Annotated in this window: 15 protein-coding genes; 10 read left to right on the forward strand and 5 right to left on the reverse strand. The window is 67.1% G+C overall.

The window, feature by feature from the left end:
- Positions 1–17: 17 nt before the first annotated feature.
- On the reverse strand, positions 18–1,274 hold the full coding sequence (locus N5D45_RS16700; protein ID WP_279939310.1) for a 6-phosphofructokinase: 1,257 nt from the start codon (positions 1,272–1,274) through the stop codon (positions 18–20).
- A 136-nt stretch (positions 1,275–1,410) separates the two neighbouring features.
- Between N5D45_RS16700 and N5D45_RS16705 the strand changes: the two genes are divergently transcribed.
- The 3 genes from N5D45_RS16705 (at position 1,411) to N5D45_RS16715 (ending at position 4,242) form a co-directional block, all read left to right on the forward strand.
- The gene (locus N5D45_RS16705) at positions 1,411–1,974 is read left to right on the forward strand and encodes an adenylate kinase (RefSeq protein ID WP_010484004.1); all 564 of its coding nucleotides are present in this window, start codon (positions 1,411–1,413) and stop codon (positions 1,972–1,974) included.
- 328 nt (positions 1,975–2,302) lie between these two features.
- On the forward strand, positions 2,303–3,667 hold the full coding sequence (gene mpl / locus N5D45_RS16710; RefSeq protein WP_057502934.1) for a UDP-N-acetylmuramate:L-alanyl-gamma-D-glutamyl-meso-diaminopimelate ligase: 1,365 nt from the start codon (positions 2,303–2,305) through the stop codon (positions 3,665–3,667).
- Positions 3,664–4,242 carry an LON peptidase substrate-binding domain-containing protein gene (locus N5D45_RS16715; RefSeq protein WP_019338782.1) on the forward strand — a complete coding sequence of 193 codons (579 nt, stop codon included), beginning with the start codon at positions 3,664–3,666 and terminating at the stop codon, positions 4,240–4,242. The genes mpl and N5D45_RS16715 overlap by 4 nt, the downstream gene beginning before the upstream one ends.
- 97 nt (positions 4,243–4,339) lie before the next feature.
- Here the strand turns inward: N5D45_RS16715 and N5D45_RS16720 are convergent, their stop codons facing one another.
- Entirely contained in the window at positions 4,340–6,334 is a 1,995-nt protein-coding gene (locus N5D45_RS16720) for a bifunctional DedA family/phosphatase PAP2 family protein (protein ID WP_197657294.1), read from the reverse strand.
- A gap of 85 nt (positions 6,335–6,419) precedes the next feature.
- Between N5D45_RS16720 and N5D45_RS16725 the strand changes: the two genes are divergently transcribed.
- Positions 6,420–7,082: a serine/threonine-protein kinase gene (locus N5D45_RS16725; RefSeq protein WP_279939312.1), complete on the forward strand. Its 663-nt coding sequence runs from the start codon at positions 6,420–6,422 to the stop codon at positions 7,080–7,082.
- A complete protein-coding gene (locus N5D45_RS16730; RefSeq protein WP_197654570.1) occupies positions 7,079–7,585 on the forward strand; it encodes a DUF2867 domain-containing protein in 507 nt (168 codons plus the stop codon). The genes N5D45_RS16725 and N5D45_RS16730 overlap by 4 nt, the downstream gene beginning before the upstream one ends.
- A gap of 100 nt (positions 7,586–7,685) precedes the next feature.
- On the opposite strand, the gene N5D45_RS16735 is transcribed toward N5D45_RS16730, so the two are convergent.
- The gene (locus N5D45_RS16735; RefSeq protein ID WP_049412063.1) at positions 7,686–8,369 is read right to left on the reverse strand and encodes a hypothetical protein; all 684 of its coding nucleotides are present in this window, start codon (positions 8,367–8,369) and stop codon (positions 7,686–7,688) included.
- A 108-nt stretch (positions 8,370–8,477) separates the two neighbouring features.
- Between N5D45_RS16735 and N5D45_RS16740 the strand changes: the two genes are divergently transcribed.
- From N5D45_RS16740 to N5D45_RS16750, 3 genes are all read left to right on the forward strand, one after another.
- Positions 8,478–9,296, forward strand: a complete 819-nt coding sequence (locus N5D45_RS16740) for an NAD(P)-dependent oxidoreductase (protein WP_049412060.1) — start codon at positions 8,478–8,480, stop codon at positions 9,294–9,296.
- Between the two features lie 93 nt (positions 9,297–9,389).
- On the forward strand, positions 9,390–10,382 hold the full coding sequence (locus N5D45_RS16745) for a YiiG family protein (protein ID WP_010484013.1): 993 nt from the start codon (positions 9,390–9,392) through the stop codon (positions 10,380–10,382).
- Positions 10,383–10,399: 17 nt separating this feature from the next.
- Complete coding sequence (locus N5D45_RS16750) at positions 10,400–11,365, forward strand: YiiG family protein (RefSeq protein WP_228354755.1); 966 nt, start codon at positions 10,400–10,402, stop codon at positions 11,363–11,365.
- Between the two features lie 64 nt (positions 11,366–11,429).
- Here N5D45_RS16750 and N5D45_RS16755 read toward each other — a convergent pair whose 3' ends face one another.
- Positions 11,430–12,302 carry an ion transporter gene (locus N5D45_RS16755; protein ID WP_054172451.1) on the reverse strand — a complete coding sequence of 291 codons (873 nt, stop codon included), beginning with the start codon at positions 12,300–12,302 and terminating at the stop codon, positions 11,430–11,432.
- Positions 12,303–12,365: 63 nt separating this feature from the next.
- Here N5D45_RS16755 and N5D45_RS16760 point away from each other — a divergent pair, with 63 nt between their 5' ends.
- On the forward strand, positions 12,366–13,592 hold the full coding sequence (locus N5D45_RS16760) for an acetylornithine transaminase (RefSeq protein WP_010484016.1): 1,227 nt from the start codon (positions 12,366–12,368) through the stop codon (positions 13,590–13,592).
- Positions 13,593–13,685: 93 nt separating this feature from the next.
- Here N5D45_RS16760 and N5D45_RS16765 read toward each other — a convergent pair whose 3' ends face one another.
- Positions 13,686–14,288 (reverse strand): HAD-IA family hydrolase, encoded by a 603-nt coding sequence (locus tag N5D45_RS16765; RefSeq protein WP_228354754.1) that lies wholly within the window; start codon positions 14,286–14,288, stop codon positions 13,686–13,688.
- A 123-nt stretch (positions 14,289–14,411) separates the two neighbouring features.
- On the opposite strand from N5D45_RS16765, the gene azu reads away from it, so the two are divergent.
- Positions 14,412–14,861 carry an azurin gene (gene azu, locus N5D45_RS16770; protein WP_019338772.1) on the forward strand — a complete coding sequence of 150 codons (450 nt, stop codon included), beginning with the start codon at positions 14,412–14,414 and terminating at the stop codon, positions 14,859–14,861.
- The last annotated feature ends 39 nt before the right edge of the window (positions 14,862–14,900 follow it).

The raw sequence follows: 14,900 nt of genomic DNA on the forward strand, positions 1-14,900 counted from the left end.
CCGCCCCCTTTTTCGGGTCAGCCCTCGAACGGCGGCAGCTTCTGCTTCACCGCCACGTTCTTCAGCGTGACGTACTTCGGCAGGCCGTCGGCGCCGTAGGGCAGCGGGGCTTCGCCCTTGATCAGCGGTGACAGGTAGGCGCGCGCCTTGGCGGTGATACCGAAGCCGTCGCGGCGGATGAAGCCGGCGGGCATCTTCTTTTCATGGTTGGCGATCTTCGACAGCGGCGCCGCTTCGATCTTCCAGCGGTACGGTGCGTCGCTGCTGCGCACGATCACCGGCATCACCCCGTTCTGGCCCTTCAGCGCCAGCTGCACCGCGGCCTTGCCGACCGCCTGCGCCTGCTCCCAGTCGGTCCTACTGGCCAGGTGGCGGGCCGAGCGCTGCAGGTAATCGGGCAGCGCCCAATGCACCTTCAGGCCCAGCTGGTCCTTGACCCGGCCAGCCAGGTGCGCGGCCACGCCGCCCAGCTGCGAGTGCCCGAACGAGTCCTTGCCGCCACCGGCATCGGCGACGAAGCGGCCATCGGCGGTGGCGATGCCTTCCGACGCCACCACCACGCAGTAGCCGACGCGGTTGACCACGGCCTTGACCTTGGCCAGGAACGCCGCCTCGTCATAGGCGCGTTCGGGCAGCAGGATGATGTGCGGCGCTTCGTCATCGCCGTTGCCGGCAAGGCCGGCGGCCGCAGCCAGCCAGCCCGCGTGGCGGCCCATGGCCTCGTAGATGAAAACGCGGGTGGAGGTCTCGGCCATCGCCGCCACGTCCAGCGCCGCTTCGCGCACCGAGACAGCGGTGTACTTGGCCGCCGAGCCGAAGCCGGGGCAGGTGTCGGTCACTGCCAGGTCGTTGTCGATGGTCTTGGGCACGCCGATGCAGGTCAGGTCGTAGCCGGAGGCCTTGGCCAGCTGCGAGACTTTCAGCGCGGTATCGGCCGAGTCGTTGCCGCCGTTGTAGAGGAACCAGCGCACGTCGTGCGCGCGCAGCACCTCCAGCAGGCGGTCGTAGCGGGCGCGGTCGGCGTCCAGCGATTTCAGCTTCACCCGGCACGAGCCGAAGGCGCCACCCGGGGTATGGGCCAGGGCGCGGATCGCGGCGGCGCTCTCCTTGCTGGTGTCGATCAGCTCCTCGCGCAGCGCGCCGAGGATGCCGTTGCGGGCGGCAAGGACCTTGATGCCCTTGGCCCGGGCCTGCTCGATCACCGCTGCCGCCGTGGCATTGATGACCGCGGTGACACCGCCGGACTGGGCGTAGAGGAGAGTACCGTTGCGCATGCTTCTACCTGCTCGGGGGAGGGGACATTGCAGGGACATTACCCGGATGCGGTAAAGTGGCGCTATTGCGGTGCAGCGATACCGGTCCGTCCGGGACGCGAACCTTCTTTGTTTTCAACACGTTGGAGTCAGGTCAATGCGATTGGTTCTGTTGGGACCGCCCGGTTCGGGCAAGGGGACACAGGCGACGCGCCTGAAGGAAAAGCTGGGGATCGCCCACATTTCGACCGGTGACATGCTGCGCGCGGAAATCGCCGCCGGCACGGAGCTGGGCAAGCAGGCCAAGACGGTGATGGATGCCGGCAACCTGGTGTCGGACGACATCCTGCTGGGCATGCTGGAGTCGCGCCTGACCCAGGCCGATGTCGCCAAGGGCTTCATCCTCGATGGCTACCCGCGCAATGTGGCCCAGGCCAATGCGATGGACGGCCTGCTGGCCAAGATCGGCCAGCCGCTGGATGCCGTGGTGCAGCTGGACGTGGCCACCGAGCTGCTGGTCGACCGCATCGCCGGTCGCGCCAAGGAGCAGGGCCGCGCCGATGACACGCCGGAAGCGGTGCGCCAGCGCCTGCAGGTCTACAACGACCAGACTGCCCCGGTGGTGGACTTCTACGCCGGCCGTGGCACCCTGGCTCGCGTCGATGGTGTCGGCGAGCTGGACGAGATCGAAGCCCGCATCCTGGCGGCGATCAAGGGTTGATCCTGCAGGGCCGGTGCACTGCCGGCCCTTCGGGCGCAAAAAACACAGGCCTGGTCCGCGAGGACCAGGCCTGTGTCGTTTGATAGGCGCCAGCAGAGGGCTTGCTCAGGGCCCCGCAGCATGAGCTCCCTTGGGGATGGCCTCTTGGGGAGTAGGACCGGTTCGGGTACTGCGGCTGGCAGTTCGAATTGTGTCCGGGTTCACAGAACATCGCTATCGGGATTTCCCTGACAGAAGATTGGAGTTTTCTCACATCCTGTGTAGGACTTGTCTTACCCCGGATCGGACATTGGCCCTATACAGCCGTCATCGGTCACAATCCTCGGTCATGAGCAGCGTACATATCCTTGCAATCGCCGGCACCTTCATGGGCGGCGTGGCCGCCCTGGCGCGGGAACTGGGCCATACGGTCAGTGGCAGCGACCAGGCCATCTATCCGCCGATGTCGACCCAGCTCGAGCAGCTGGGTATCACCCTGGACCAGGGCTACCGCGCCGACAGCGTGCCACAGGGCACCGACGAGGTGGTGATCGGCAACGCACTCTCGCGCGGCAATGCCGCCGTTGAGGCCGTGCTCGACGCCGGCCAGCGCTACATTTCCGGTGCCCAGTGGCTGTCCGAACAGGTGCTGCCGGGCCGCGACACGCTGGCCGTGGCCGGTACCCATGGCAAGACCACCACCACCACCATCCTCACCTGGCTGCTGGAAAGCGCCGGTCGTTCTCCCGGTTTCCTGATCGGCGGCGTCGCCGAGGATTTCGGCGTCTCCGCCCGCCTGGGCCAGGGCCGCGAGTTCGTGGTCGAGGCCGACGAGTACGACACCGCCTTCTTCGACAAGCGCAGCAAGTTCGTGCACTACCGGCCACTGGTGGCCATCCTCAACAACCTTGAATACGATCACGCCGACATCTTCCCGGACGTGGCCGCGATCCAGCGCCAGTTCCACCACTTGGTGCGCACGGTGCCGGCGCGTGGCCGACTGATCGTCAATGGCGAGGATCAGCATCTGGCCGAAGTGCTGGCGATGGGCTGCTGGACCCCGGTCGAGCGCTTCGGCTTCGATCCATCGCTGGAGTGGCATGCGGAACTGCTCGCTGCCGATGGCAGCGCGTTCCGCGTGCACCACCGCGGGCAGGCACTGGGTGATGTGCAGTGGTCGTTGCTGGGCCGCCACAACGTGCTCAACGGCCTGGCGGCGCTGGCAGCCGCACATGCGGTGGGTGTTGCGCCGGCCGAGGTGATCCCGGCGCTGGCGCGCTTCCGCAGCGTCAAGCGCCGCATGGAAGTGATCGGCAGCCACGAGGGCATCACCGTCTACGACGATTTCGCCCACCACCCGACCGCAATCGCCACCACGCTGGAAGGGCTGCGCGCCAAGGTGGGCGATGCGCGCATCGTGGTCGCGATGGAGCCGCGCAGCAATTCGATGCGGCTGGGCGCACACGCGCAGGCGCTGGCACCCTCGCTGGCGCTGGCCGATGAAGTGGTGTTCCTGCATCGCCCGGAACTGGCCTGGGATGCTGCTGCGGTGATCGCCGCAGTGCGTGGCGAAGCGCACGCGGTGCCCGATACCGACGCGCTGCTGGCGCAATTGCAGGCCAGCGCGCGCAGGGGTGACCACGTGGTGTTCATGTCCAACGGTGGCTTCGACGGCGCACCGCGCCGCTTCCTTGCCGCGCTGCAGGCCCGATGAGCGTCGACGGTTCGCTGCCGCTGTTTCCGCTGCACACCACGCTGGTGCCAGGTGCGGCGGTGGGCCTGCGCGTGTTCGAGCGGCGCTACCTGGATCTGGTGCGCGACAGCGGCCGCAGTGGTGAGGGCTTTGGTGTCTGCCTGATCCTCGACGGCCAGGAAGTGGGAGCCCCGGCAACGCCGGCCGCGTATGGCGTGCAGGTACGCATCGAAGACTTCGATGTCGGCGCCGACGGCGTGCTGCAGTTGCGTCTGCGCGGCACCCGCCGCTTCCATGTCGAGCGCACCCGTGTGCGCGACAACGGGCTGGTGGTGGCCGATGTGCGCTGGTGCGAGGAAGACCCCGACGACGAACTGCGGCCGCAGCATGCGCTGCTGGCCACGGTGCTGGGGCACATCATCGAACAGGCCGGCGAGGCCTATGCGCCGGCCAATCCGGCGTTGCTGGACCAGGCCAGCTGGGTCGGCTGGCGGCTGGCCGAGCTGCTGCCGCTGAGCGAGCAGCAGCGGTTGCAGCTGCTGCAGATGGACGACCCGCACCAGCGACTGCAGCAGTTGCTGGGCTGGATGCCGTAGAAGCCATCCACGCATGGCGTGGATCTACCTCCGCCGGGCATGGCCCGGCGCTACCCGTCCGTGTTCCGGTAGCGCCGCGCCATGCCCGGCGGCTCCATCACGGTGTGGTCTTCAACCGCAGCACCGGCAACCCGGTTTCGCTGTGCACATCCTCGCGCTGCGGCAGGTCCTGCACGGCGTCCTTCACGGCATTCAATGCCGGGTCGACGCCACGCAGCGGGTGCCACATGCCGATCCATTCGAAGTGGCGCTCGTAGCGCAGGGTCTGCGCGCTGCCCAGCCACAGCGGCGTGTTGCCCGGCTGCAGCTGCGCGGGTGCCGGCCACAGGCGCAGCACATAGCGCTCATCCGGCTGCGCGCCCTGGCGCACCATCAGCAGTGCTTCCACGCGGGTGTCCAGCGTGGCCGGCAGCACCGGTAGTTCGTCGGCGCCGGTGTTCTTGTCCAGCATCAGCAGCGCCTGTTGCCAGCCCGCCTGTTCCTGCCGCTTCCAGCCGCGTGCTTCCAGCTGCGCCTGCAGCGGTGCCAGCGGCCCGGCCACCTGCACGTCCAGCGGCCAGCGCTGGTCGTCGTCGAACTCATTGCGGCGCGCCGGCAGCGTCACCCAGTCGTGCTGCCACCAGGCCTGCATGTCCATCGCCTGCGGTGCCGGCAGGGTCGGCTCGAAGCGTTCCAGCTTCACCGGGATGTGGCGTGGCGCGTACCACATCGCCGCCACGGCGAAGACGCCATAGAACAGCCAGGCCACCGGTTTCACCCAGAACGAGCGGTTGAAGCGGCGGCGGTAGGCGATGCCCAGCACCAGCAGCCAGAACGTGCCGAACAGCATGCCGCCGATCACGTCGCTCAGCCAATGCGCACCCAGGTACAGGCGCGAGAAGCCGATCAGGCTGACCACGATGCCCGACACCAGGTACGGCCAGACGCGGGTGCGGCCGGGCATCTCACGCGCGATCAGCACTGCGAAGAAGCCGAAGGTGATGGTGGCCATGGTCACCGACACCGAAGGGAAGCCGAAGCCGCTGCTGGCGTCGACCGGGCGCACCACATCCACGGTGGCACCCAGCAGCATGGTCAGCGCCAGGCCGAAGGCGAGGGCGGCCAGCCAATGTGCGGCCGCCATCCAGCGCCGGCGCCAGATCAGGTAGCCCATCGCTGCAGCGGTGGCCGGCAGCAGTACCTGCCAGGCGCCCAGCGATGCCAGCGCGGCCATCGGGTAATCGGCCAGCGGATTACGCAGCGCCAGCATGGCCTGGTGCACCAGCAGGTCGATCGCCAGCGGCTCGCCGTGCGCGACCACCACGGTCAACAATGCGAACCAGCCCCAGCCCAGTACCAGCAGCATCAACGCCAACATCGCCAGCGGCACCGATTCACGGCGCTTGGGATCAAGCACGCCGACGGTATAGCGGCCCAGCGTGGGGTGGCGGTTGGACCAGTCCAGCAGGCGTGCCAGCCAGTTGTCCATGCGCGCGGCCGACCAGCGGTAGCCATACAGCACGATGGCCCAGACCAGGCCAAGGATCACCGCCAGCAGGCCGACCACCACTACCAGTCGCCCGGCCACGGCGGCCACCGCGTCATACGCCTCACCGAGGATCCAGCCCGGGGCCAGGAACAACACGGCCCAGGAGATGCTGGCGATGCCGCTGGCCTGTACGTAGCGGCTGGCCGGCATCTTCATCATGCCGGCGATGGCCGGCACGAATGGGCGGATCGCGCCGACGTAGCGTGCGATCAGGATGCTTTTGAAGGCGTTGCGGCGGAACAGGTTCTCGCCGCGGTCGAGCAGCTGCGGGTAGCGGCTGAACGGCCACACGCCACGCAGCCGGTCGCCCCAGCGGCGGCCGATCCAGTAACTGATGCCGTCACCGGCGAACGCGCCCAGGGCTGCCGCCGCCACCGCGTACGGCCCGGAGATCTGGCCCAGGCCGATGAACACGCCCACCGCGAACAGCAACGGAAGCGCCGGCACGATCGCGCCGAGAATGATGACCGCATCGCAGAAGGCGATCAGAAAAATGACCGCACCCGCCAACACGGGATGAGCGGCAATCCACGCGAGGGTGGCGTCGATCCATGAAGAGTCCATTGCCCGATTATAGGGGCGTGAAGGTGACTGGTTCCCAGCCGCTTCGTGACCGTTTGCAACCAGTGCCATCGCCTAGAATGGGCCCATGCCGCATACGCCCGACGCTCAACCGCATGCTTTGAAGGCCGACAGCTTCGGCCGGATCCTCCTTGTGAAAGGGCCCGATGGCCCCTTCGTGCGCCGTGATCTGGGCGCCACGCCGCTATGGTTGCGGCTGCCTGCATGGTGGCTGGCCCGCCGCGAGGCCCGCGCGCTGCAGCACATCCACGGCATGGCCGATGTGCCGCAGCTGCTGGCCTGGAATGGCCATCACCTGGATCGCAGCTTCATGGCCGGCGACGCCATGTACCAGCGCCCACCGCGCGGCGACCTGGCCTGGTTCCGCGCCGCGCGCCGGCTGCTGCAGCAGCTGCATCGCAACGGCGTGGCCCACAACGATCTGGCCAAGGAGGCCAACTGGCTGGTCACTGAAGATGGACGGCCGGCGCTGATCGACTTCCAGCTGGCCGTGATCGGCAACCCGCGCTCGCGCTGGATGCGGCTGCTGGCGCGCGAGGACCTGCGCCACCTGCTCAAGCACAAGCGCATGTATTGCCGTGAATCGCTCACCCCGGTGGAGAAGCGCGTGCTCAAGCGCACCTCGTGGGTACGTGAACTGTGGTTTGCTACCGGCAAGCCGGTCTACCGCTTCGTCACCCGCCGCATCCTGCATTGGGAAGACAGCGAAGGGCAGGGGCCCAAGCCGTGAAGGCTTCGCGGATAGTGACCGGCCCGCCGAGCGCGGGCAATGTGTTGCGTGCGCAGTTGCCTGGTGCCGACTTCGTGCACGCCTGTCAGGCCACCACCCGGCGCGACGGGCGTACCGCACTGCAGGCCTACCGCGACATGGCGGCGACCATTCCCGGCTGGTTCGATGGGCTGATGGCGCTGCGCAACCACGGCATGCGCCTGCTCGGCATGAAGCATCTGGGCTCGTTGCGTGCGGTGCAGGTTGTCGAAGATCCTCAACCGGGCCAGCGGCTGGGCATCTTCACCCTGCAGTCGATGGATGACGATGCCATCGTGCTGGAGGACAACGACCGCCACTTGCGTGTGCAGCTGGCCCTGCAGTGGCAGGGCGACGTGCTGGAAGTGGCGACCGTGGTGCATACGCACAACGCGTTCGGGCGCGTGTACATGCTGCCGGTTGCGCCGGTGCACCGGTTGATCGTGCCGCATCTGTTGAAAAAGCAGGTGCAGGCGTACCGGTGACGCGACACTGCGTCCGCCGGGCGTGGCCCGGCGCTGCCTGGATGGCACGTTTCGCATCGGTAGCGCCGGGCCACGCCCGGCGACACGCGGCGTTTCCGGGTTACGGCGTCGCCGGCACCACCTGCTGGCCAATGAAATTGCGCTTGGCGTCGAAGTCATAGGCGATCTGCAACTGCCCCACATCCGGGCAGGCGTGGCAGTCGCGCAGCGGTGTGCGGTACAGCAGCCGGATGCCGCCGTTATCCAATGGCGAGGCGCCGGCCGACTGCGCCGGTGCGAACGGCGTGGCTTGCGGGTTGGCCTTCAGCAGTTCCTGCACAGTGGGGTCGGCACGCAGGGTGTCGTCCAACTGCACGGCATCCACATCGATGCGCTTGCCGCTGGCATCGACCAGACGGGTACCTTCATTGGTGTTGGCGCGGAACGGATACTCGACCGTGGCAATGCCCAGTCCTTCGTTCTCGTGCCATGCGGTCACATAGGCCAACTCGCCGCCGGTGGACAACTGCTCGGCCGCAGTGATGGCATCGGCACTGGCGCCACCGGCGCGCATCGCGTCGCGAAGGCAATCCCGGGTGGCCGCGTTCTCGCCCTGGCGGCAGGCGTTGAGGTCGCCATCCCAGACCACCGCCTCGCTCCAGCGCATCTTGCCGTCGGCGGCGGCCTTCTCCGCACTGGGCGCGTCACCGGCGGGCGGCTCCTTTCCGGGTTCCGGCGAACGGCCCTGGCAGGCGGTCAGCAGGGCAAGCCCCAGGGCAGGCAGCAACAGGCGGGAACGGCGCATGGCGTGGACCTCGTGCGTTGTCTGGAGGCCCGAGTATCGTCAAGGGCGGGTGAACTCCGCGTCGGCGCGGCATACTAGCGGCTCATTGCATACGCTGGAGTGTGGAACGTGGGCAGTCTGCAGGGCAAAACGCTTTTCATCACCGGTGCCTCGCGTGGCATCGGCCTGGCCATCGCACTGCGAGCTGCGCGCGACGGCGCCAATGTGGCCATTGCGGCCAAGTCGTCGGTGCCGAATCCGAAGCTGCCGGGCACCATCCACACCGCCGCCGAAGCGGTGACGGCTGCAGGCGGGCAGGGCCTGGCGCTGAAGTGCGACATCCGCGAGGAAGAGCAGGTGCAGGCGGCGGTGGCGGCCACGGTCGACACCTTCGGTGGCATCGACATCCTGATCAACAACGCCAGCGCGATCTGGTTGCGCGGCACGCTGGATACGCCGATGAAGCGTTTCGACCTGATGCAGCAGGTCAATTCGCGCGGCAGCTTCCTGTGCGCGCAGGCCTGCCTGCCGTACCTGCTGCAGGCGCCGAACCCGCACATCCTGACCCTGGCACCGCCGCCGAGCCTGGAGCCGAAGTGGTGGGGCGCACATACCGGCTACACGCTGGCGAAGATGGGCATGAGCTTCGTCACCCTGGGCCTGGCCGCGGAATTCGGCCCGCAGGGCGTGGCGGTGAATGCGCTGTGGCCGCGCACCGTCATCGCCACCGATGCGATCAACATGATTCCGGGCGTGGATGCGGCTGGCTGCCGCACGCCACAGATCATGGCCGATGCCGCACACGCGGTGCTGGTGCGCGAAGCGGCCGGCTTCCACGGCCGGTTCCTGATCGACGATGAAGTGCTGGCGCAGGCCGGTATTACCGATCTTTCGGGCTATGCGGTGGATCCGTCGCGCGCGCTGTTGCCGGATCTGTTCCTGGATTGATCGCGCGTCGCGGGAAGAGGCCGAGGGCTGCGACCCTTGGCCTGCTGCGTTAGAATACGTGGCTGTAATCGTTTTCAACAGGGATGTGAACACATGTCACGCACTCTTTCCGTCGCGGCGCTGGCCGCTTCGTTGTCGTTGATCCTGACCGCCTGCGGTGGCAAGGCCCCCGCAGCTGCGGGCGGCGCCGCTGCCTCCGGCACGCCGGACGCCAGCGCGGCGCCGTCCGACACACAGCAGCAGTTGACCGCCAAGCTCAACGCCTACATCGGCTGCTTCAACGCGCTGGATTCGAAGACCCACGGCAGCATCCAGTCCTACACGCGCTGGATCAAGGACGTCGACGCTGGCCCGACCGGGCGCGAGACGCACGTGTACGGACCGTTCGAGATCAGCGATTACGACATGAAGCAGTGCGACGCTCCGGTGACCGGGGCGATCGCTGCCAAGCCGGCGCTGGCCGAACTCGATGCTGCTGCAGGCCATTACCAGCAGGCGCTGAAGGCGCTGGTGCCGGTCAGCAAGGACGCGCACGACTACTACGATCGCCAGGACTACGAAGACGACCAGTTTGCCAAGGGCAAGCAGCTGCACGCGCCCTTGATGGCCGCCTTCAAGGATTTCGTGGCTGCAAGCGAAAGGTTCAATGCCGAGCTGGAGCGCCAGAACGACGCCGCCCAGCGCGAGCAGCTCAAGGCGCTGGAGCAGGCTGAGGGGCGCACGCGCGAGTACTACCGTCTGGCGATGATGCTGGAAGCCAAGGCCATCATGGATCTGATGAGCGAGGATGATTTCGATCAGGCCAAGGCCCGCGAACGCCTGGATGCCTTCAACCGCATTTCCGATGAAGCGCACGCCAAGGTTGCCGACCAGGAGCCGGGCAAGTCGGACTGGGAAGGCTTCGAACGTGGTGCCGAGAATTTCCGGCGCGAAGGCAAGGAGCGGCTGCAGCGCGTCAGTGAGAAAAAGCCTTACACCGATTTCGAACGACGCATGCTTGATTCGCCGTCGATGGCGCCGCGCGGTTCGGCCAGCAAGCTGATGCAGGAATACAACTCGCTCGTTTTCCAGAGCAACCGCCAGTGACCGGCGCGCCAGTACTCATGCGAGAGACCATGACGACGTCCTGTCTGCGCATCGCGCCGCTGCTGCTGATCGGCGCTGTGGCGGGCCTGAGCGGCTGCAACAGATCGGCAGGGCTGCCGGTGGCCGACCCCGGCCTGGAGAAGGTGAACGCCTACATCGAGTGCTACAACGGCGTTGAACAGCCCATCCACGAGGGCTTCCAGGCCTACACCAGCTGGATGAAGGACCCCGAAGCCGGCCCGACCGGCAAGGAAGCGCAGCCGCGTTCGCCCGGCAAGGTGCTGTCGCACCGCGTCGAGTACTGCGGCCAGCCACTGACCGACGCGCTGGCGAAGACCCCGGCACTGCCGATGGATGGCCCCGCGCGTGACTATCAGCAGGCAATCCAGGCATTGAACACCCTGGTCGAGCGTGCCGATGGCTACTTCACCCGCGAGGACTATCGCCGTGATGGCGGTGAAGGGATGCGCAGCCAGCATGCCCCGTTGATGCAGGCCTACGCCGATTTCTTCAAGGCCAGCGAAGCGATGGATGTGGCGCTGGAAAAGAACGAGAACGATCGCCGTGCCGCGCAGCTGAAGCAGATCGAGGAAAGCGAAGGGCGTTCGCTGGCCTACTACCACCTTCGCCTGCTGGGCGATGGCAAGCAACTGGCCACCGCGTTCCAGGACGACGCACCGGACGTTGCAGCGTTGCGCGCGCAGCTGGCTGACTATCAGGCTCTGGTGACGGAAATCCAGAATGGCGGTGTCGGCAAGGACGACCCGATGTGGGGCCACGTGCAGCGTTCGGCGGACAAGCTGGTGCGTACCGCGGGACGCGGCGTCGAGCGTCTGGAGCAGCACAAGCCGATCACCGCCGAAGCGCTGGCGGCAGAGCGGAAGGCGTCGGGCAGTTGGCTTACCACCGACCCGGAAGGGGCGCAGTCAACGATCCTCGCCGCATACAACGATCTGGTGACCACCAGCAACCGCATGCGATGAGCAACGGCGCACGCATCCCTGCGTAAGCGCCCAGGGTAGTGCCGGCCTCTGGCCGGCATGTGCCTCAATGGTTGAACGCATCCGGCAGCTTGCCACCGCACTTGCGGCAGTGCAGTGCATCCGGCTCATGGCCTTCCAGCCCGCAGTCCGGGCAGCCACGCGCATCGCGGCGCGCGGCCTGTTCGGCCTCGCGCATGGTGCTGGCCAGTTCGGCGGTGTAGATGCCGGTGGGCACGGCGATGATGCTGTAACCGATCAGGATCAGCACCGAGGTGACGAAGCGGCCGAGCACGGTCTGCGGCACGATGTCACCGAAGCCGACCGTGGCCATGGTCACCACCGCCCAGTACATGCTGGCCGGGATATTGGTGAAGCCGTGTTCGGGGCCCTCGATCACGTACATCAGCGCACCGGCGATGATGGTGATGGTGATCACCGTGAACAGGAACACCAGCACCTTGCGCCGGCTGCGCCACAGCGACGTCATCAACACGCCGCTTTCTTCGATGTAGCGGGTCAGCTTGAGGATGCGGAACACGCGCAGGATGCGCAGTGCGCGCACCACCAGCAGGCTCTGCGCGCCGGGGATGAACATCGACAGGTAGGCGGGCAGGATCGACAGCAGGTCGATGATGCCCCAGATGCTCACCGCATACCGCAGCGGGCGCTTGACCACCGCCAGCCGCAGCAGGTACTCGGCGGTGAAGATGATCGTGAAGCCCCATTCCAGGATGTACAGGCCGGTGGACCATTCGGCGTGCAGGTGCTGCACGCTGTCGATCATCACCACCAGGATGCTGGCGACGATTGCCACCACCAGGATCAGGTCGAAATTGCGCGAAGGGCGGGTGTCGTGGCGGTAGATGATGTCGAACCACCGGCGGCGCCAGCCGGTCTCGGTGGCGGGGTTCAGCTGGGGGGCGGAAAACGGTCGCATGGGCGCATTGTGCCGCAGGGGTTCCGGCGCGAGAATGGGGATTCCTGAATCCTGCCGACTGCCATGACCGCCGCTACCGATCCGCTGATCTCCCTTTCGCACTATTACCTGCCGGTCTACAAGCCCCGCCAGGTGGTACTGGAGCGAGGCCAGGGCGCCCGCGTGTGGGACAGCCAGGGCCGTGAGTTCATCGACCTGGCCGCCGGCATCGCCGTGTGCGGCCTGGGCCACAACGACCCGGACCTGGTGGCCGCGCTGGTCGAACAGGCCGGCAAGCTCTGGCATACCAGCAACGTGTTCTACAGCGCGCCGCCGCTGCACCTGGCCGAGGAGCTGGTGAAGGCCAGCCGCTTCGCCGAGCGCGTGTTCCTGTGCAATTCCGGCGCCGAAGCCAATGAAGTGGCGATCAAGATGGTCCGCAAGTGGGCCTCCAGCCAGGGCCGCCCGGCCGACAAGCGGGTGATCATCACCTTCCGCGGCAGCTTCCACGGTCGCACCATGGGCGCAGTGACCGCGACTGCCCAGCCGAAGTACCAGGAAGGCTACGAGCCGCTGCCCGGTGGCTTCCGCTACATCGATTTCAACGATGAGGTGCAGCTGGAAACTGCGATGGCCGCCGGTGACGTGGCAGCGGTGATGCTGGAGCCGATCCAGGGCGAGGGCGGCGTGATGCCGGCCAAGTCCGGTTTCCTCAAGCGCGTGCGCGAGCTGTGCGACCAGCACAACGCGCTGCTGGTGCTGGATGAGATCCAGGCCGGCATGGGCCGCACCGGCACGCTGTTCGCGCACTGGCAGGACGACGTGGTGCCGGACATGGTCACCCTGGCCAAGGCGCTGGGTGGCGGCTTCCCGATCGGTGCGATGCTGGCCGGCCCGAAGGTGGCCGAAACCATGCAGTTCGGTGCGCACGGCACCACCTTCGGTGGCAACCCGTTGGCCGCTGCGGTCGCACGCGTTGCGCTGCGCAAGCTGGCCTCTGCGGAGATCGCCGCCAATGTCAGCCGCCAGTCGAAGGCGCTGCGCGATGGCTTTGCGCGCATCAACGAAGAATTCGGCGTGTTCAGCGACGTGCGTGGCCGTGGCCTGATGCTGGGCGCGGTGCTGAGCAAGGACTTTGCCGGCCAGGCCGGTGCGATCCTCGACCACGCCGCCGAGCAGGGCCTGCTGACCCTGCAGGCCGGCCCGGACGTGCTGCGCTTCGTGCCGTCGCTGAACATCACCGACGAAGAAGTGGCCGAAGGCCTCAAGCGCCTGCGCGCAGCGATTGCTGCTTTCATCGCCGCGCGCTGAAGCCTGCAGAGGCATCTGTAGAGCCGAGCCTACGCTCGGCTCATCGCGATGTCAGGCAACAGGAGCCGAGCATGGGCTCGGCTCTACAGCGCGTCATGCGATCCGATAGCGCTTCAACACCTTGCCCAATCCCCGGCCATCGCGCACGGTTTCCGCGTGCAGGCCGGCAGCGCGTGCGCCGCGCACATTGGCGAACAGGTCATCAATGAACAGCGTGTGCGAAGGCGCCACGCCGAGTACCTCAAGCGTGCGCAGGAAGACTTCCGGTGCGGGTTTGCGCAGGCCGAAACCGGCGCTGCAGAACACGCGCTCCCGCAGGGCCGGGAACAGTTCCGGCAGCAGGGCGGGCAAGGCCTGCTGCATCAGCGCGCCGTTGTTGGTCAGCACCGCCATCGGCAGCTGCAGGGCCTGCAGCCGCTGCAGCACGGCAGCCTGCGGTTGGCTGGCGGCCCGCCGCGCCGCGGTCCATGCAGCCACATCGACAGTCGTGCCCAGACGCTCCCCCAGCTGCGCCAGATAGGCCGGGCCATCCAGCGTGCCATTGTCATGCGCCGCTTCCAGTCCGCTGTCATACAGCGCGGCCTGCACGGCCTGCGCCGGAACCTGCAGCGCCTGGGCCAGGTGCAGCACGCGTTGCGCGCGCTGGTACTGCACCAGCACGCCATCCACATCCAACAGCAACAGATCGATACGCATCGGCCGAGCATGCCATTGCAGTGAACACTCGGGAAACCCTGGAGCAGCCATGCGACAGACGGTCGCAGACGCGGCCACAGGGGCCTGCCTAGAATGGCGCTTGAATCCGCAGGAGATGCAACGATGAAGGCTTGGAGGGTGGCAGTGGGAGTGGGCGCGCTGATGCTGGCGCCGTCGGCGATGGCGCGGGTGTGTGCGGTGAGCATCGACAGCACCGACCAGATGAGCTTCAGCAGCCGCGAGATCAAGGTCGCCGCCGACTGCACCGCCGTGGACCTGACCCTGCGCCACACCGGCAAGCTGGCCACTACCGCGATGGGCCACAACTGGGTGCTGACCCGCACCGCCGACTATCAGCCGGTGGCGATGGCGGGCATGCGCATGACCCTGGCCGACAGCTACCTGCCGAAGGCCGACAAGCGCGTGCTGGCGCACACCAAGGTGATCGGCGGTGGTGAGACCACGCGTGTGCGTTTCTCTACCCAGGGCCTGCAGAAGGGCGGTGACTACACCTTCTTCTGCTCGTTCCCCGGCCACTTCGCGATGATGAAGGGCAAGTTCGTCTTCGGTTGATGCCGTTTGTAGAGTCGAGCCATGCTCGACTGCTCTGTG

It is taken from the genome of Stenotrophomonas sp. GD03819 (assembly GCF_029841665.1).
Taxonomy (GTDB): domain Bacteria; phylum Pseudomonadota; class Gammaproteobacteria; order Xanthomonadales; family Xanthomonadaceae; genus Stenotrophomonas; species Stenotrophomonas geniculata.